The organism is Enterobacter chuandaensis (genome assembly GCF_003594915.1).
In the GTDB taxonomy this organism is placed as follows: domain Bacteria; phylum Pseudomonadota; class Gammaproteobacteria; order Enterobacterales; family Enterobacteriaceae; genus Enterobacter; species Enterobacter chuandaensis.
Map to the genome: position 1 here is coordinate 180419 of NZ_QZCS01000004.1, position 18110 is coordinate 198528.

Below are 18110 nucleotides of genomic sequence, written 5' to 3' on the forward strand. Positions count from 1 at the left end.
TGTGCAACGATTAAGTGCAAACGCTGCGTCTTCCGCCCTGTATATCCCATGATTATAGTTTCGTCATCACTATTCTTCTCTGGAGTCAAACGATGACACTCTTCTCCAACCAACCCGGTGATGAAGGCTTGCCCGGCCATGAACGCGCGCGGGTAATGATCGCACTGATGACCACCACGCTGATGGGCGTCTTTGACGGCACCATGATTAACGTTGCGCTGCCTTCGATGGCAAACGCAATGAAGGTTTCTGCGGATATCGCGGTATGGTTTGCCAACGGTTACCTGCTGTCGGCGGCGATGACGCTGGCCATCTTCGCGGCGCTGGCGGCGCGCGTGGGCTATCGTTCGGTATTTCTCGCCGGGCTTGCCACCTTTACGATCGCCTCGCTCGGCTGCGCGCTGGCAACAACGCCAGACGTGCTGATCGGAATGCGTATTTTGCAAGGCATAGGCGGCGCGGCCACGCTGAGTATCGCTCCGGGGATACTGCGCTCCGTTTTTCCCGGGCGACTGCTTGGCCGCGTTCTGGGGCTCCACGCCCTGCTGATTGCCGCCAGTACGGCCATAGCCCCCGTGCTCGGCGGTACGATCCTTGAGGCGCTGCGCTGGGAATGGCTGTTTGCCATTAACATTATTCCGGGAAGCGTTGCGCTGCTGCTGGCCTGGAAGGCATTACCGCGTGGATCCGCTTCTCAAAAAATGCCCTTTGACACGGCTGGCGCGGTGCTCTCGGCAATCCTGTTAGGTTCAACAATCGTGACCGCTAACCATTCCCGGCACATCAGTCAGGAGACCACTTGCTGGGCGATGCTTGCCATACTTAGCGCCATCGCCTTTATCTGGCATATTCGACGGACCCGAAGCCCTTTGCTGCCCCCCGTGATGTTCAGCAATGGCCGCTTCACGCTTGCCGCCCTGACCTCACTGGCCTCGTTTGTCAGCCAGGGCATTACGTTTGTCGCCCTGCCGTTCCTGTTTCAGAGTGTGTATGGCTATACCCCGCTCGAATCCGCGCTGCTTTTTACTCCGTGGCCGATTGGTATCGTGATCATCGCGCCACACGCGGGGCGCTGGGCGGATACGATTTCCGCGCCGCTGATTTCAACCATTGGGCTGATCGTTTTTGTCTGCGGCCTGATTCTGCTGGCGACGATGCCGGAAAACCCTTCGGCATGGAATATCTGCCTGCGCAGCCTGGTGTGTGGGATAGGTTTTGGGTGCTTCCAGAGCCCCAATAACCGGGAGATGCTCGCTAACGTGGCGCGGGAATATGCCAGCTATGCATCGGGCGTGTTGTCTATCGTCAGGACGTTCGGCCAGTGCCTTGGTACCGCCGCGGTGGGCGTGCTGCTTGCGACGACCGAATCAGACCATGACCGGGCCGTACATTTTGCGCTGTGGATAGCCGTCATCGCCTCGACGGGGGCGGTTTTGTTTAGCGTGAGCAGGCTGCGCCCGGCGGCGCTACGCTTGCACGGGCCTACGTAGTGCGGTAGGCCGGGTAAGGCAAAGCCGCCACCCGGCAAAAAAGACGACTCGTTCGTTTATTCAAGAGCCAGCAGCGCAAAACTCGCCAGCCAGTGCCCGCCGCTGTAGTGGCTGCCCACCACATGCTCCACGCTTGCCGTCAGGTGTTTCGCCACGGCATCACTCAGCGCCTGCTGCGCCGGATGATGTGCGGGAAGCGCGCGGGCAATATGCTTCATACACCACGCGCGGCTGAGGTTTAACCCGTCCAGATGAGCAATTTTCGGGTCGGTTCGGTCGCTCACTTCCGCCGGGTTCATCAGCGCCGCAATGGAGCCAATATCCGGAAGAAACCCGTCGAACCAGGCCGGGAAATTCTCTGCGACCTTGCTCATCAGCAGCGCTTCCGTCAGCGCGCCGGAAATGTACTCATCGCCACCGGGTTCGTAATGGGCCGGATAGCGCGTATCCGCGAGGTAAAACCGCTCCGCCGCCGTCACAATCGCCTGCCCAAGCGCGCTATCTTCCACGGCTCGGGCGTAGTCCAGCCCCAGCGCGAGGGCAAACGCGGTGTTGTAGTGCGTCCCGACGCGGATCGGATAGGTAAGCTTGCTGAGGTAATCCACCAGCCGGTTGCGAATATCCTGGGTTAACGGCTCCAGCGTCTGGTACCAGCCTGCGGCCTGCGGCAGAGACGATTGTTTCAGCTCCTGGGCCAGCGCCAGCAGCCAGCCGTAGCCATAGGGGCGTTCGAACGAGGCGCGGAACGGCGCGGTGAAATAGGCCAGCTCCTTCGCCACGTTCTGCTCGGTCAGGTGCTCGTCGAAAAGCGCAACGATGTCATTCCGGCTCGGCAGTTCCGGGTAGAGGCGCACGCAGCGCAGCAGCAGCCAGTAGCCGTGCACCGCCGAATGCCAGTCAAAACAGCCGTAGAAAATCGGGTGCAGCTCGCGAGGCGGCAGAACGTCACCATCATCATTCAGCAGATGCATGATGTGGTTCGGGTATTCCTGGCGCAAATAGGTTAAAGGCATGCGGGCAAACGCGTCAGCCTGATGTTGCGTCAATTCCATAACAGCTCCTTAGCGAAACACGAGGAAATACATGAGGAACACGTTCACCACCAGCAGGGTTAACGCGGTCGGGATCTGGATTTTGATCACCTGATATTTGTCTTTCAGCTCCAGCAGCGCGGCGGGAACGATATTGAAGTTCGCGGCCATCGGCGTCATCAGCGTGCCGCAGTAGCCCGCGTACATGCCAATCGCCAGCAACGGTGCCGGATTACCGTGATGCACGTTGATCAGGAACGGCAAGGCGATCCCCGCGCTCAGCACCGGAAATGCCGCAAAGGCGTTACCCATGATCATGGTAAACAGCGCCATGCCCACGCAGTAAATCACCACCAGCATGAAGCGACTGTCCGGGTTCACGAACAGGCTCACCACCTTCTGCACCGAATCACCGGTATTGGCCGCCACGAACACGCCGCCGAGCATCGCCAGCATCTGCGGCAGGATCACCGCCCAGCCGATGGTATCGACAAGACGACGAGACTGACGAATGGCGTGCAGCGGCGTGCCTTTGGTCAGCCACCAGCCGGTAAGGATCGCCGCGACGCAGGCCACGCAAAGCGCCGCAAGAGTAAGCTGTTTCTGGTCGAGAAGATAAACGCCACCAATCGACACGCCCTTCAGGAACAGCGTCCCGATAACCGTCACCACCGGGATCATCAGCGCGGGCAGGAACAGCCAGTTTTTGAGCCGGTTCGATGAGGCAACGCGTTCCTCGTCGGAGGCCATTTTATAATGCCCTTTCCCGACAAGCCCGAAACCCGCCAGCAGCGCGATAGCGATGACGCACCCGCCAACGATCCGGTACGCCAGCGATTTCCCCAGCTCCTGAACCATCAGGTCACCAAACAGGAAGATCCCGCCGAATAAGAACCAGAACAGCGCGGTGGTAAAACGCTTCGGATTAGCGCGGTCGCGCAGGGTCATCACAACCAGCAGCATGACGACAAAGCCGATCAGATAGTACACGCGGTTAATGGTGATAAGCGTCATCATTGCGCGGCCTCCTGCGTACCCTGCTCTGCTCGCCAGGCCATGACGTCGCGACGGATGCTGGCATCCAGGCGCAGCAGGCGCGTCATATGAATAATCAATGCAGCAATGGCAGTTGGAATGGCCCACAGGCCGATGTGCAACGGCTCGATCCCTTCAATTCCGTTTTCCTTCAGGAAGGCGTCAATCAGCAGCACCGCACCAAAGGCGATAAAGATATCTTCCCCAAAGAAGACCGCGATGTTGTCGCACGCGGCGGCATGGGCTTTGATTTTGTCGCGGATGTGCTGCGGCAGCTCGCCATATTCGTTCAGCGCGGCCCCTTCGGCCATCGGCGCCAGCAGCGGGCGCACCGTCTGGGCATGACCGCCAAGGGACATCAATCCCAGCGCCGCCGTACCTTCACGCGCCACAAAGTAGAGCATCAGAATACGCGCCGAGGTGGCGCTGGCGATCTTCGCCACCCAGGCCTGGGCGCGCTCTTTAAGCCCGTAATACTCCAGCAGACCGATCACCGGCAGGATCAGGATGAAGGTCGCCAGCGATCGGCTATTCACAAACTTCTCGCCGAAGGTCTCCAGCAGCATCCCGAAATCCATGCCGACCAGCAGTCCCGTCGCCAGCCCCGCCACTACGACCACCAGCAGCGGGTTGAAGCGCAGTGCAAAACCAATAACCACGATCGGTATCCCGATCAGCGGCAGCAGCGTAGTACCGTCCATAAACGTTTACCCTATCGAAAGTGAGCGTCGCGCGCCGACGGCTATTTTTTTAATTTGCGGCGAGCGATGTTGTGTTTTTTCGTCAGGCTTCGAAAAACCTGCGCTAAAAAGCTATATCTGAACCTCAAAAACATGTAAACAATTTATCAATAAAATGTTCTTATTTTATCGACGAGTTTACATTTCTGGCTAAGGAACGTTATGACCGCAAAAAAGAGTGCCTTACCCCATCACGACGATATCAACGATGGCCGGATCGTCTCTTCCCGCCATCTGGTGTCCGAGCGCTGCGCGGAACTGTCAGAGCTGGAGTACGCGCTGATCATGACCAGCAACGCGTTTAACAAATGGATGGTGCGCTGCATGACCGCAGCCGGAGAGCCGGATATGGGCGCTTTTGACGTTTCGCTTCTCCACCACGTAAACCACCGCGACCGCAAGAAAAAGCTGGCCGATATCTGCTTTGTTCTCAACGTGGAAGACACCCATGTGGTGACCTATGCCCTGAAAAAGCTGGTCAAAGCGGGCTACGTGACGAGCGAGAAGGCGGGGAAAGAGCTCTTTTTCTCCACCACGGACGAAGGGAAAGCGCTGTGCATGAAATACCGGGACGTGCGGGAAGCGTGTCTGATCGCGATCCACGCGGAGAGCGGCATTTCCGGGAAATCGATCGGCGAAACCGCGCAGCTGTTACGCGCGATCTCCTCCCTGTATGACACCGCCGCCCGGGCGGCGGCATCACTCTGAATCACGGACGTCTGAACAGGGTAATACTGCGTCCGGCCAGGTCGTACTCTACGGTTTCGGTGATCGCTGTCCCGGCGGCAGCGTCATCCGCCGTAGACAGCTCCAGCACCCATCCTCCTTCACCAAACTGCGGGATCTGGAACGGAACCGTCCCTTCGAACGGATTGAACAGCATCAGCACGTCGTGCCAGATGCCTTCCTCCTGAGCAAGGTCGGGCCTGCTGATGGAAACCCCGAGCGTCGAGCCTTCATCCCACTGCTCCGCCTGCTGCGGCCCCCCTCCGGCATTGAACCAGCGGATCTCCAGCCCGTCGCGCCAGCTTTCACGACGCAACAGCGGCTGCGATGCGCGAAGCGCAATGAGATGGCGGGTAAAGTCGCGCAGCGCCGCGTCGTATTCGGACAGCCCGTTCCAGTCGATCCATGAGATCTCGCTGTCCTGACAGTAGCCGTTGTTGTTGCCCTTCTGCGTGCGGCCAAACTCATCCCCCGCCAGCAGCATCGGCGTGCCGTGGGAAAACAGCAGCGTAGTCAGGAAATTACGCTTCTGCCGTTCGCGGGTGGCAATAATATCCGGGTTCTCCGTCGGCCCTTCTTCACCATAGTTGTACGAGCGATTATCGTTATGCCCGTCGTTATTGTCCTCGCCGTTATCGGCGTTATGCTTCTCGTTGTACGAGACCAGGTCATTCAGCGTAAAGCCGTCGTGAGCGGTGATAAAGTTGACGCTGGCCCACGGGCGACGACCGCGCAGATCGTACAGATCACCGGAGCCCAGCAGGCGCGCGGCAAAGTCCGTCGAGACGTTGTCCCCCTTCCAGTACTCACGAACGGTATCGCGGTATTTATCGTTCCACTCGCCCCAGCCCGGCGGGAAGCCACCGACCTGATAGCCGCCGGGGCCGATATCCCACGGTTCGCCGATCAGCTTGAGTTTTGATAGCACCGGATCCTGGGTGACGGCATCAAAGAAACCGCCGCGTGGGTCAAACCCTTCGGGCTCGCGGCCCAGTATCGTCCCCAGGTCGAAACGAAAGCCGTCAATGTGCATGGATTCGGCCCAGTAGCGCAGGGAATCCATCACCATCTGCAGCACGCGCGGGTGCGAGGTATTCACCGTGTTCCCCGTCCCGGTGTCGTTAATGTAATACCGGTGCTGGTCCGGCAGCGTGCGGTAGTAGCTGTAGTTATCAATGCCCTTGAACGAGAGCGTTGGCCCCAGCTCGTTACCTTCCGCCGTGTGGTTGTAAACTACGTCCAGAATCACCTCGATGCCCGCGTCATGATACGCGCGCACCATATCGCGAAAGCCCTGGATCCCTGCCGGGCCGTAGTAGCGCGACGCCGGGGCAAAAAAGCCGAGCGTGTTATAGCCCCAGAAGTTTTTCAGGCCGCGGTCGAGCAGATGCTGATCGTCCGGGAACCAGTGAACCGGCAGCAGCTCTACCGAGGTAATGCCGAGGCTTTTGATGTAGTCGACCGAGGCTTTGTGCCCCATGCCCTCAAACGTGCCGCGCAGTTCGGGCGGAATGGCCGGGTTCATCTGGGTAAAACCCTTCACGTGGCTCTCATAGACGACGGTATGCGGCCAGGGCACGTTTGGCCGGTTGTTGTCCTGCCAGTCGAAAGCGTTCGGGTCGATAACCCTGCATTTTGGCGTGAACGGCGCGCAGTCCCGCGTATCGAAGCTAAGATCCAGCTCCTCATGTCCCAGCTCATAGCCGAAATGGGCGTCGTTCCAGTCGATATCACCCACCAGTTCTCGGGCATACGGGTCGATAAGCAGCTTATGCGGGTTGAAGCGGTGGCCGTTTTCCGGATCGTAGGGGCCGTAGACGCGATAGCCATAAAGCGCACCGGGTTTCAGATCGGGCACATAGCCGTGCCAGACCTCATGGGTATACTCCGGCAGCTCCAGCCGGGCGATTTCGGTTTTCCCGGACGGGTCAAACAGACAGAGCTCCACCCGCTCAGCGTGCGCGGAGAACAGCGCGAAGTTGACCCCTTTCCCGTCATAATTAGCACCCAACTGCTGGCCATGACCGGCCCGAATTTCAAACGTAGTATCCTTTGCCATTTTCGTTCTCCACGATTATTCGCAGGTAAGCAGAACTAATAAACATCCCGTTTCAGACGTTAAATCCAGCGTCTCTTGCAGAATGCGGCTTTCACCGCTGAACAGATCCCGATAGCGTTTCCCCGCCAGCTCCTCGGGTATCGCTACCCTGGTATTGACCCATAGTTTTGCGTTGTCGGTGACGCCAAAGACCAGCCGCGGCACGGCAACAATCAGCGCCTCCTCGTCCTTAACCCGCGCATAGACAATCAGGTTCTCCTCGCGCTCGCCGGAAACCTTGAGCGGCAGCCAGTCGCCGTAGCGGAAAAGCGCGTCGTAATGCGGCCGCAGCCGCAGCAGCGTGGCGGTGACAAATTGCTTAACCCTGCCGTCCCGCCAGCACGCCGGGTTGTCGAACACCGTGGCATCCGCCGCGCTGAGGTTGTGCACCAGCGCGTTGAAGTCCGGCTCACGTCGGTTATCCGGGTCGACGAGGCTAAAGTTAAGCGCTTCACTGCCCTGATAGATATCCGGCACGCCGGGAGCCGTCAGCTTGATCGCCGTCTGGCTGAGGCTGTTCATCAGTCCGGCACGGATAAAGGGCTGCATCGCCTCGCTGAAATCCTGCAAAAAGAGCGTGTTATCCGGGGACAGCAGATGCCGCGCGTAGCTCAGCACCACGCTCTCATAGCTCTCGTTGCTGTCTGTCCAGTCGGTGCGCTGCTTTGCCTCGCGAAGCGCTTTCTCAAGGAAGCCGAGGAAACGCGTCTCCAGCGATGCAAGCCCTTCGGCATCATCATGCGACAGCGTGGCGGGCCAGACCCCCGCCAGCGCCTGATAGATCATCCAGGTATCGGCAGCGTTGGGTGCGGTGCCGTCGTTGAGAAAACGCACCTGGGTCTGGTTCATCTGTCGCCAGCGGGCGAGATTCTCACCCCAGCGTTCCGGCGCCTCCGTCAGGGTGTAGAGCCGCGCACGGGCGTCCTCTCCGCGCTTGGTATCGTGCGTGGAGGTGCCCAGCAGCGCGTCGGGCTGACGGGCGAGACGAATGCGCATCTCCTGGTGAAAACGGGATAACGAGAACGCGCGCGGCGTCGGGTCAGCGCCCACTTCATTGAGCGCCAGCTCCAGGTTGTGGCGAAAGAACAGCGTGTCCTCCACCGACTTCGCCATCAGCGGCCCGGTCAGTTGCTGGAAACGGGTTCTGAACAGCGCGGCGGAGTCGCGGCAATCTTCCGGCAGATCGCCGGTAAGAATGCGCACAATCAGGCTCAGGGCCGCTTCGGACGTATTTACCCCGGCGACCACGCGGCTAAGCAGCGCCACGTCCGGCGGGGTTAACCCCTCGCGAGTGCCGTAGGTGCGGTACACCGGAAAGGCGATAAGCAGCTCGTGCAGCGCGTGGCGGATCTCCTCGCGCGGCAGCGCAACGTCATTGCGTTGGGCCAGATCGTCCGCAAGGTTTAGCAGCGTGGTGAACTCGCCCTCAAAATTACGATCGGTCATCAGGCCCTTGGCATCGCGCAGTTCAGCGTGCCGATCGACCGTGACGCCCAGCGTCTCGTCGTGGATGGTCTCCAGGCGCGAGAGGTTATCGTCGTCGACCAGCACCTCCGCCAGCGAGGCGATAAACTCGTACCCGGTGGTGCCGGATACCGGCCAGTCTGCGGGGAGCTGTTCTCCCTTCGCGAGAATTTTTTCAACCGTGATGTAGCAATCGGGTCCGGTTTTCTGCCGCAGGCGCTGCAGATAGCCCAGCGGATCGGCCAGGCCGTCGACGTGGTCAATGCGCAGGCCGTCTACCACGCCCGCGTGGACCAGCTCCAGGATCAGCCGGTGCGAATCGTCGAAGACGGCGTCATCTTCCACCCGAACGCCGACCAGACCGGTGATCTCAAAGAAGCGCCGCCACGAGAGCTGCTTCGGCGCCTCCCGCCAGGACATCAGCCGCCAGCTTTGCGCGTCATGCAGTTCAGCGATGCTCTTATCCTCGCTGTACGTGCCCGGGTTGAGCGGATACTCGGCGTCATAATAGACCAGAGCGGCTTTTTTCGTGACAGTGTCACGTTTTAAAGTGATGGCCCCCTTCTCCAGTTCCGCCTCAAAGGTATCGCCGAGAAACGGTAGCGTAAGGGGGCGCGACGCGTCGATATCGAAATAGCGGAAATAGCGGCTCTGCTGGCCGTATTCAATCACGTCCCGCCACCAGGCGTTTTCCAGCGTGGTGGACATATGGTTCGGGACAATATCCAGAATCAGCCCCATGCCGGCCTGCCTGAGCGCCGCGGCCATGCGGTCAAACCCTTCCCGACCGCCAAGTGCGGGGTCAATTTCATTCGGGTTGGTCACGTCATAGCCGTGGGTGGAACCCGTTGTGGCAGTAAACACGGGCGAAGCGTAGAGGTGGCTGATGCCGAGGTCTTTCAGATACGGCACCAGCTCGACAACGCGGTCAAACGTCATGCCGTTGCGGAACTGGATACGGTACGTGGCGGAAGGGATCATAACGATGCGTCTCCATCAGCAAAGCGAACGACAATACTGTTCGGCGGCAAAACGTCCTTTACCTCCGGCCAGGCGAAGCGTGTCTCCCCTGCGATCGCGGGCAAGTCGACAGGCTTAGGGCCGATATTGAGCGCCAGAGAGAGCGTCCCGGAGGGGAAGCGCCAGTTCACCGCTACCATGCCGGGCGCGGTCTCGATCGCCTTGCCCTTAACGGTGCCGCCCTGATGCAGAAGCGGAACGATATAGCGATGGCGCAACGTCAGCAGATGGCGCGTGAAGCGCAGCCACGTTTTCCCTTCGTCGGTGGCAATCTTATGCCAGTCGAGCTTTGAACGAACAAACGTGTTCACGTCGTTCGGATCCGGGACGGTGTCATCGTGCCCGGCATGGCCGGTAAACTCTTTTGCGCGCCCTTCCCGCACCGCCTTTGCCAGATCGCCGTGAAAATCGGTGAAGAACAGGAACGGGTGCGTTTCACCGAACTCCTCGCCCATAAACACCAGCGGGATATGGGGGGAAAGCAGCAGCGCGGCAAGCAGCACCCGTGTCTTATCGGCCCCCGCGAGGGTGATAAGCCGCTCCCCCTGGGCGCGATTCCCGGTCTGATCGTGGTTCTGAATGAAATCGATGAAGAACTGCGGCGGCTGGGTGCGGCACTCCACCCCGCGCGATTCCCCGGTTTGCAGCGAAATCTCGCCCTGGTAGACAAACCCTTCCGCCAGCGCGCGGGCGAATTTTTTCTCCGGCTCACACGCAAAATCCTGGTAGTACGCGTGCGTTTCGCCGGTGGCAAACACGTGTGCAGCGTTGTGAAAGTCATCATTCCACTCGGCGGTGAACAGCGGGGTGTTGCCCTGTTCGTCGCGCGGGTGCAGGAAAATGACGTTGCGGCTGTCTTCCGTGGTCAGGTGAACGTGACGGTGCGGGATCGCCTCGCGGATCTTCTCTGCGATCTCCTGAAGGACGTGCGTCTGCGAGCTGTCTTTAATCTGGTCGATGGCATCAAACCGTAAGCCGTCCAGACGATATTCCGTCAGCCAGTAGAGCGGCGCGTCGGTGATGTACTGCCTCACCGGCTCGCGCTCGTAAGCGATGCCGTTGCCCCACGGCGTCATTCGATTCGCATCGAAAAACGCGGGCGACAGTAGCGGCAGGTAGTTCCCCTCCGGGCCGAAGTGGTTGAGCACGATATCCAGCACCACGGAAAGCCCCAGCCCGTGTGCGGCATCGATAAACGCGTGGAAATCCTCCGGCGTACCGTAGGCAGAGTGCGGGGCATACAGCAGCACGCCGTCGTAGCCCCAGCCGCGGGATCCGCCAAACTGGGAAACGGGCATGACTTCGATCTGGGTTATGCCAAGCTCGGCAAGATACGGCAACTTATCGATAGCCGCCCGGAAGGTGCCTTCCGGGGTAAACGTGCCGACGTGCAGTTCGTAAATGACCGTCTCTTCCCAGGGACGTCCTGCCCATTCCCGGTTAACCGGTTGATAGCGCCGGGGATCGATAACAACGGAGGGGCCGTTAACGTCGCCCTTTTGCGCGCGCGAGGCCGGGTCGGGCACCGTCATGCCGTCCTGCAAGACAAACTGATACTCTGTACCGTGCGCGACGCCGTTCACGTCGGCCTGGAACCAGCCGCCGCCGACGGCACTCATCGGCATATCGGTGGCGGCAAGTCGTAGCGTAAGTTCTTTCTGTCCTTCTGCCCAGACGCGAAAACGTACCACGTCATCGGAAATAAACTCAGCACCCCACTGCTTTTGAAATGTCCTGAATTCCATTCATTGTCCTCGAATGACCCACATTTTACGCGGAACGAAGTACAAGCTTAGTTCAGGATCACAAGTGTGTTACCTCAGCGGTTTTAACCGCTTCGTCTATTCTTTATGAAATAACTCACTACCGGGAATACTATGCAGATTCGAAAAGGATTAAATACCGATCTCCCACGCCTTGAATGCTGTGACTTTTCTTTCACCATTAGCCGCATCGCCAGAGAGCCTTTTATCCACGGTGATTTGCATATTGAAACCGTTGCCGAGCCCTGGATTAAAACCTACGAGCTCGATATCCAAACCCTTGAAAACCACTGCGTTAATCCGGACGCCATCTTTCTTGTCGCCGAAACGGATGACGGTGAAATAGCGGGATTTATTACCGCGTCAATCGGCTGGAATAAGTTTATTTCGGTGGACTACATCGCCGTGGAGCGCACGAAACGCCGAACCGGCGCCGCGCAAAAACTGATGGCCGCCGCGCACGTCTGGGCCCGAAGCGTAAACGCGCCGGGACTACGGCTTGAAACACAAAATGTGAACGTCTCTGCCTGTCTGTTTTATCGCCATTACGGGTTTACCCTGGGCGGATACGATCGCTATCTCTACAACGCCTTACCGGAAAAAGACGAGGTCGCCCTGTTCTGGTATTACATGCTGGTTTAGCAACGCGCCTTCATATTTCTGTCATTGAATTTCATTACGCTTTCGGAATTTTAACCACGGTGTAAAGGAAAGAAGTGTGAATTCAATGGCTAAGGCATTACTGCTGGCATTACCTGTTTTGAGTGCAACGGCAACGGCGACGGCCGCCGGGGGCGACCTGTGTGAACCCAAAGCGTACGAAATGGCGCTGCGCTATCAGCAGAAATCAGCAGAGATCATGGCTCTTCAGCTGCAGACGTATCGGTTTGCCACCGAGCGTTTCAACGAAAAGTTAAAAGATCTGAAAACGCCTGAAAATTACGCCGTGGTAATGGATCTGGATGAAACGGTACTGGATAACACCCCTCTGCTGGTGCGCGATACGGAGCAGTGTCACGACTTTACAAAATGGGACACCTGGAGCGACTGGGAAAAACAGGGAAAACCTGGCTTAATTCCTGGTGCGAAGGCGTTTCTTGACCATGTGAATCAAAGCAAGGTCCGTATCTATTATGTCTCGGACCGCATGCAGGAAAATAAAGCCGATACGCTCAGAACGTTAACAGCCCTGGGACTTCCGCAGGTGTCCGATGAAAGCGTGCTTCTGGATACGGTCAGCAAGGAAGAGCGTCGCCAGAGCATCCTCAAAAAGCAGCAGATCGTGATGCTGTTTGGCGACAGCCTGCCGGATTTCGCCGTGCAGTTTAAAAACAAAAAGCCGAGCGAGCAGCAGCGTGAGCTGGTTGAGGCCAGCGCCGAACACTTCGGTAACGACTGGATTGTGCTGCCTAATGCCGCTTATGGCTCCTGGTCGAAAGCCACCCCGGACAGCTGGAGCGCGCCGCTGAAAAAATAACGTTTTATGAGCCGGGAAAGGTTACCTCCCCGGCTTTTGCGCTTTGCTATTTATCCCGTTTATAGGTCCTATCATTTCCGGGCAGGTTCTTATAATTTTACGAAGAAGTAAGATGAGCGCTTTCAAAGGAGACTCGTATGCTTACCGTGAAAAAACTTGCCCTGTCCACGTTGATTTCCAGCTCATTGCTTTTCTACCCTGCGCTGCAGGCATCGGCAGAGACGCCGCAGCACGTCGTTAAACAACCGGCGGGTGGATACAGCGTTCAGGTCGGCGACGTTCTGGTCACCTCGTTTACGGACGGGACCGTCGCGCAGGATCTACATAAACTGCTGCGCCGGACAACGCCGCAAAAAATTGATGCGCTGCTCGCGAAAAATTTTCAGACCAACCCGCCTGAGGTGTCCATCAACGCGTTCCTGATTGCGATGCCCGGACATAAAATTCTTGTAGATACGGGCTCAGGCCAGCTCTTTGGCCCCGGCAACGGCGGACGTCTGATTGAGAGCCTCGCCACCCAGGGGATTAAACCCGAGGACATCACTGAAGTCCTGCTGACCCACGCCCACTCCGATCATGCAGGCGGCCTGGTGAAAGACGGCAAGGTGGTGTTCAGCAACGCGCGCGTTTACCTCGGCAAGCCGGACGTCGACTTTTTCTTTAACGATGAAAATCAGAAAAAAACCGGCTACGGCAAGAACTACTTTGACATCGCTCAGAAGACCTTAGAGCCTTACCTTGATGCCGGTAAAGTAACGCCTTTTAGCGGCACATCAGAGCTTCTTCCGGGCATTACCGGCACGGTTCATCCTGGCCATACGCCGGGTTCAGCCTTCTATACGCTGACGAGCAAAGGCGAGAAGATCACCTTTATCGGCGACATCATTCATGCCGCGGCGGTTCAGTTCCCGCACCCTGACGTGACCATTACCTACGATGAAGATCAGAACAAAGCGGCAAGCGTGCGCGAACATGCGTTTGCGGACTTTGTGAAAAACAAAGACCTGGTTGCCGCGCCGCATCTGCCTTTCCCGGGCATCGGCTATGTGACGAAAGGAGAGAAAGGCGGCTATGCCTGGGTCCCCGTCACCTATACCAACCGGGACGCCAGCAGCGCGAAATAAAATGGTGCCCGTTTCTGAGATGGACATAGACCTGCTTCTGACGCTGGACGCTCTGCTTCAGGACAGGAACATCACTCATGCGGCCACGCGACTGGGCATCAGCCAGCCCGCGCTGTCCGCCCGCCTGGCGCGTCTGCGCACGCTCTTTGGCGAACCGCTGTTTATCCCCTCCCCACATGGACGCGGGGTGTTACCCACCCCGAGAGCGGAGGCGCTGAAGCCGCAGGTTGAAAGCGTTTTACGCGGCATCAGCGCGATGTTTGCTCCCACCGCGTTTGATGCGAAGACCAGCACCCGGACCTTTGTTATCGCGCTACATGAAAACCCGGCGCTGATGCTGGGCAGCGAATTGCTGAACCAGATAAGCACCGATGCGCCGGGGATACGTCTGCGCTTCGCCCTGCCTGATATGGCCAAACTGCCGCAACAGCTGGAATACGGTGACGTAGATATTTACATCGGCGTAAGCGCGGGGGCGCATGACGGCTGGGTCAGGCGCAAACTGCTCGACGACGCGTTTGCCACCGCCCAGCGTAAAGAACACCCGCGCGGGACAGGTCCGCTGGATCTGGAAAGCTACTGCGCCCTTGCTCATCTGGTGGTGTCATCGGAAGGCGATCCGTTTACCGGCTTTGTCGATCAAACCCTGGCCGGACTCGGCCATCAACGTAATGTGGTGATGTCTACTCAGAGTTACGCTATGGCGCCTCCGCTGGTCGCCAGCACCGACCTGGTATGCACCCTGCCGGGACGGATGCTGCGACAGTTTGCGGCGACGCTGGATATATTCCCGCCGCCGCTGCCGCTCCAGCCGATTATCCTTTATATGTACTGGCACCCGAAAAACGGTCAGGATCCGGCGAGCGTCTGGCTGCGTGAGCAACTGCTGCAGGCCGCCGGACGTCAGGAGCGATCGTGACTTTTACGACCCATCGTTACAGGCGGGGTTTCTTTGGTCTGTTTGGAGACTTACTTTTCGGCGTAGCCCAGGGATCATCATAACCCGGCAGTGGCGCGGTACGCGTCAGTCCGCCCCATGGCGAACGGTGTCTCTTTATTGATTCCGGTAATGTGTCGGCTAACAGGTATTCTTCCAGGAGAATGATTTCCGCCAGGGGCTTAAGCGCGAGGGAGTCCGCCAGGCTTTTTAAAAAATGGCCATAATTATTTTCAGTTATTTTCCTGTACTGTTCCAGCGTAGGTTTTACTCTCTTAATAACATTGCGTAGTTCTGTTCGGGAAGGAAATAACTCAGCGAGTTTTACCAGACCCTCTTTGAAATAACCTGCCTCGTTATTCTCAACAAGCTTAAGATCAATCACCTCTTTCAGCGCAAGATAAATCCCAAGGCTGGATTTTATTTCATCCTTGAACTTCAGGTATGTTTTGGGAATACCAAACTGAACGTCGTCATATTCTGGCGCGTGGACAAATACCCATTCATCCATTCCTTCTATCTCGTGTTTACGGCTTGTTTCAATAGCGGACAGGGTATCGTAAAGACTGATTAACGTGAGTTTTGAGAGAAGAGTGCAAACGTCGGGATTGATAATAAGGGGCTGTGCATGGTCCGGGACAGGATCAACAACGTCGATGGTAATATCCTTGTCTGCATCGATCGAGGCATGAGTACAGACAAAGGTCAGGATCTTTTCAGGTGTGCCTGCTTTACGGACAACATGGGTAACACTTTTTAATTGTTTGACTGCCTCTTCTATCCTTTGCCATCGAGAGGCATGTCCTCCACCTTTACTCTCAAAAACATGCCATTTACCCTTGCGCGTTTCAATAAGATAATCCGGCGTTTTTCGCTTCTCCTTATCCGGGTAAAACTTTAAAGAAGCTTTCTTAATCAACCCTGCGTGAATAAAATGTGCGATCTGCTCATGTCTGGACGTCAGCCAGTAAGTTGCCGATTGATAGCAAAAAAAAACCACCGAGGATAAAGGATATGGTCGCTTTTTCTGAGGACTCAATGCACTGATAAAAATCTCGCATTTTGAATGCCTTGCCCTGACTTATTTCAACGCATGTTCCGGCAAGTCTTAATCTGTTGCGTGCATACCAGCCAATCCATTTGTAAATATTCTCATCTAAAATGCCATCAGCCGTCCAGTCTATACACTGTGAATATCCACATTCCAGTGCACCGGGAGTCGCAAGCAATGACGTTTCAGCTATAAATCTTTCCTGCGGTTTTTCCATGCTCTTAGGTTTGGAATAAATAATGCAGGTTTCTTCGTATGACGGGTAAGGGATCCTTTTATTCTTATTACTTAATCTCTGCGCATCAATGTTTGCTTTTTTTTGATTCCTTTCACTCACTAACTGTGCCGAAACCTCAAGCCAGGTAAAGACGTTCCCATTTTCATTCATAATCATTTATCCCTGAACACAAATTGTAGGTTATTGAGCCAGCGTTATTATACCGTTCTGGATAAAATTCATGACGCTCAAATAAGGTAGGTTTGTTGCCGCTTCCCCTGCTTTCTTGTACCCTTTCACCGGTAAACTCACCCCACTAAAACTGAGACCTTCGATGCCTATGACTGCACACATTTCCAAAGACCCTTTACATGGCGTAACGCTGGAGATGATGGTCAACGCCCTGGTGGCGCGATACGGCTGGAGCGAGTTGGGCGACCGCATCAAAATTAACTGTTTCAGAAAAGATCCCAGCGTTAAATCGAGCCTGAAGTTTCTGCGCCGCACCCCGTGGGCGCGTGCGGAAGTTGAAGCCATGTATCTGGATTCCCTCATCGATGAGGTAAATACAGAGCAGGCGGCGCCCGCCTTTAATCCCTGGGCTAACAGTCGGATTCTTAAGAGCTAATACGCAAATGACGCGACACGTAAAACGGATCGGTGCGCTGGGTGCCTGCGCGCTTTTACTTGTAAGCTGCTCCTCAAAACCACCTAAATCATTGGTTACCCCTCTTCCCAACGCGAGCAAGCCGACGCCGCAGGCAAACGAGCCGATGCGCGGGATCTGGCTGGCGACCGTCTCTCGCCTTGACTGGCCCCCGGTGGCCTCGGTGAATGGCCGCAGCGCCGACCAGCGCATCGCGATGCAGAAACAGGCGCTGACCAGCAAGCTCGACAACCTCAAGCGCCTCGGCATTAACACCGTATTTTTCCAGGTGAAGCCGGACAGCACCGCGTTGTGGTCATCAAAAATTCTACCGTGGTCGGATATGCTGACGGGCACCATCGGCGAATATCCGGGTTACGATCCGCTGCAGTTTATGCTGGATGAAGCGCACAAGCGCGGCATGAAGGTCCATGCCTGGTTCAACCCGTACCGCGTGTCAACCAATACGAAGCCGTCAACCATCGCCGCCCTGAACCGGACCGCATATCTTTCCCCGTCCAGCGTTTATGTCCAGCATCCGGAATGGGTGCGCGTCTCCGGCGATCGTTTTGTTCTCGACCCGGGCATTCCGGACGTGCGCGACTGGATAACCAAAGTGGTGACCGAAGTGGTGGCAAACTACCCGGTAGACGGCGTGCAGTTCGATGACTACTTCTATACCGAATCGCCAGGATCCGCGCTCAATGACGCGCAAACCTGGCGGCAGTACGGCCAGGGATTTGCCTCAAAGGCCGACTGGCGCAGACACAACACGCAGCAACTGATCGTGCAGGTGTCCCGCGCAGTGAAACAGACGAAGCCCGGCGTAGAGTTTGGCGTCAGCCCGGCGGGCGTGTGGCGAAACCGCTCCTTTGACCCGGCGGGTTCGGATACCCGCGGCGCCGCGGCCTACGATGAATCCTACGCCGATACGCGTCAGTGGGTGCAGCAGGGCTTGCTGGACTACATTGCCCCGCAGATATACTGGCCATTCGCCCGTGATGCGGCGCGCTATGACGTGCTGACCAGGTGGTGGGCCGACGTCGTCAAGCCGACCCACACGCGCCTGTATATCGGCATTGCCTTCTACAAGGTGGGGGAGCCGTCGAAAAATGAGCCGGACTGGACGGTACAGGGCGGCGTGCCGGAGCTGAAAAAACAGCTCGATCTTAACGATTCGCTGCCCAACGTGAACGGCACCATCCTGTTCCGGGAAGATTATCTCAACCAGCCGCAGACCCAGCAGGCGGTGAACTACCTGAAAGGACGCTGGGGTAGCTGAGTGAAGCTC

General features: G+C 57.2%; 16 protein-coding genes. 8 read left to right on the plus strand and 8 right to left on the minus strand.

Annotated elements, in window-relative coordinates:
• Positions 1-92 precede the first annotated feature (92 nt).
• A complete protein-coding gene (locus tag D5066_RS08480; RefSeq protein WP_119915656.1) occupies positions 93-1490 on the plus strand; it encodes an MFS transporter in 1398 nt (465 codons plus the stop codon).
• A gap of 56 nt (positions 1491-1546) precedes the next feature.
• Here D5066_RS08480 and D5066_RS08485 read toward each other — a convergent pair whose 3' ends face one another.
• The 3 genes from D5066_RS08485 to D5066_RS08495 are packed head-to-tail and all read right to left on the minus strand — an operon-like array spanning position 1547 to position 4257.
• Positions 1547-2542: a DUF2891 domain-containing protein gene (locus D5066_RS08485; protein ID WP_119915657.1), complete on the minus strand. Its 996-nt coding sequence runs from the start codon at positions 2540-2542 to the stop codon at positions 1547-1549.
• A gap of 9 nt (positions 2543-2551) precedes the next feature.
• The gene (locus D5066_RS08490; protein WP_080329136.1) at positions 2552-3538 is read right to left on the minus strand and encodes a DUF979 domain-containing protein; all 987 of its coding nucleotides are present in this window, start codon (positions 3536-3538) and stop codon (positions 2552-2554) included.
• Entirely contained in the window at positions 3535-4257 is a 723-nt protein-coding gene (locus D5066_RS08495) for a DUF969 domain-containing protein (RefSeq protein WP_025756467.1), read from the minus strand. The genes D5066_RS08490 and D5066_RS08495 overlap by 4 nt, the downstream gene beginning before the upstream one ends.
• 201 nt (positions 4258-4458) lie before the next feature.
• Between D5066_RS08495 and D5066_RS08500 the strand changes: the two genes are divergently transcribed.
• Complete coding sequence (locus D5066_RS08500) at positions 4459-5004, plus strand: winged helix DNA-binding protein (RefSeq protein WP_119915658.1); 546 nt, start codon at positions 4459-4461, stop codon at positions 5002-5004.
• 1 nt (position 5005) lies between these two features.
• Here the strand turns inward: D5066_RS08500 and glgX are convergent, their stop codons facing one another.
• From glgX to treZ, 3 genes are read right to left on the minus strand one after another with little or no spacing between them, the layout of a single operon-like run.
• Positions 5006-7081 (minus strand): glycogen debranching protein GlgX, encoded by a 2076-nt coding sequence (gene glgX, locus D5066_RS08505; protein ID WP_119915659.1) that lies wholly within the window; start codon positions 7079-7081, stop codon positions 5006-5008.
• 15 nt (positions 7082-7096) lie between these two features.
• Positions 7097-9565, minus strand: a complete 2469-nt coding sequence (gene treY, locus D5066_RS08510; protein WP_119915660.1) for a malto-oligosyltrehalose synthase — start codon at positions 9563-9565, stop codon at positions 7097-7099.
• A complete protein-coding gene (treZ, locus tag D5066_RS08515) occupies positions 9562-11349 on the minus strand; it encodes a malto-oligosyltrehalose trehalohydrolase (protein ID WP_119915661.1) in 1788 nt (595 codons plus the stop codon). The genes treY and treZ overlap by 4 nt, the downstream gene beginning before the upstream one ends.
• Positions 11350-11481: 132 nt before the next feature.
• On the opposite strand from treZ, the gene D5066_RS08520 reads away from it, so the two are divergent.
• From D5066_RS08520 to D5066_RS08535, 4 genes are all read left to right on the plus strand, one after another.
• Positions 11482-12009 carry a GNAT family N-acetyltransferase gene (locus D5066_RS08520; protein WP_119915662.1) on the plus strand — a complete coding sequence of 176 codons (528 nt, stop codon included), beginning with the start codon at positions 11482-11484 and terminating at the stop codon, positions 12007-12009.
• Between the two features lie 85 nt (positions 12010-12094).
• A complete protein-coding gene (locus tag D5066_RS08525; protein ID WP_373274474.1) occupies positions 12095-12844 on the plus strand; it encodes a 5'-nucleotidase, lipoprotein e(P4) family in 750 nt (249 codons plus the stop codon).
• 137 nt (positions 12845-12981) lie between these two features.
• Positions 12982-13968 (plus strand): MBL fold metallo-hydrolase, encoded by a 987-nt coding sequence (locus D5066_RS08530; RefSeq protein ID WP_119915664.1) that lies wholly within the window; start codon positions 12982-12984, stop codon positions 13966-13968.
• Position 13969: 1 nt separating this feature from the next.
• A complete protein-coding gene (locus tag D5066_RS08535) occupies positions 13970-14887 on the plus strand; it encodes a LysR family transcriptional regulator (protein WP_119915665.1) in 918 nt (305 codons plus the stop codon).
• Positions 14888-14903: 16 nt separating this feature from the next.
• Here the strand turns inward: D5066_RS08535 and D5066_RS08540 are convergent, their stop codons facing one another.
• Positions 14904-15824: a hypothetical protein gene (locus D5066_RS08540; RefSeq protein ID WP_119915666.1), complete on the minus strand. Its 921-nt coding sequence runs from the start codon at positions 15822-15824 to the stop codon at positions 14904-14906.
• 28 nt (positions 15825-15852) lie between these two features.
• On the minus strand, positions 15853-16350 hold the full coding sequence (locus tag D5066_RS08545; RefSeq protein WP_119915667.1) for a hypothetical protein: 498 nt from the start codon (positions 16348-16350) through the stop codon (positions 15853-15855).
• 163 nt (positions 16351-16513) lie between these two features.
• Here D5066_RS08545 and D5066_RS08550 point away from each other — a divergent pair, with 163 nt between their 5' ends.
• Together D5066_RS08550 and D5066_RS08555 are read left to right on the plus strand one after the other, a co-directional pair.
• Complete coding sequence (locus D5066_RS08550) at positions 16514-16801, plus strand: VF530 family protein (RefSeq protein ID WP_119915803.1); 288 nt, start codon at positions 16514-16516, stop codon at positions 16799-16801.
• A 7-nt stretch (positions 16802-16808) separates the two neighbouring features.
• Positions 16809-18101 (plus strand): glycoside hydrolase family 10-like protein, encoded by a 1293-nt coding sequence (locus D5066_RS08555; protein ID WP_119915668.1) that lies wholly within the window; start codon positions 16809-16811, stop codon positions 18099-18101.
• Positions 18102-18110: the final 9 nt, after the last annotated feature.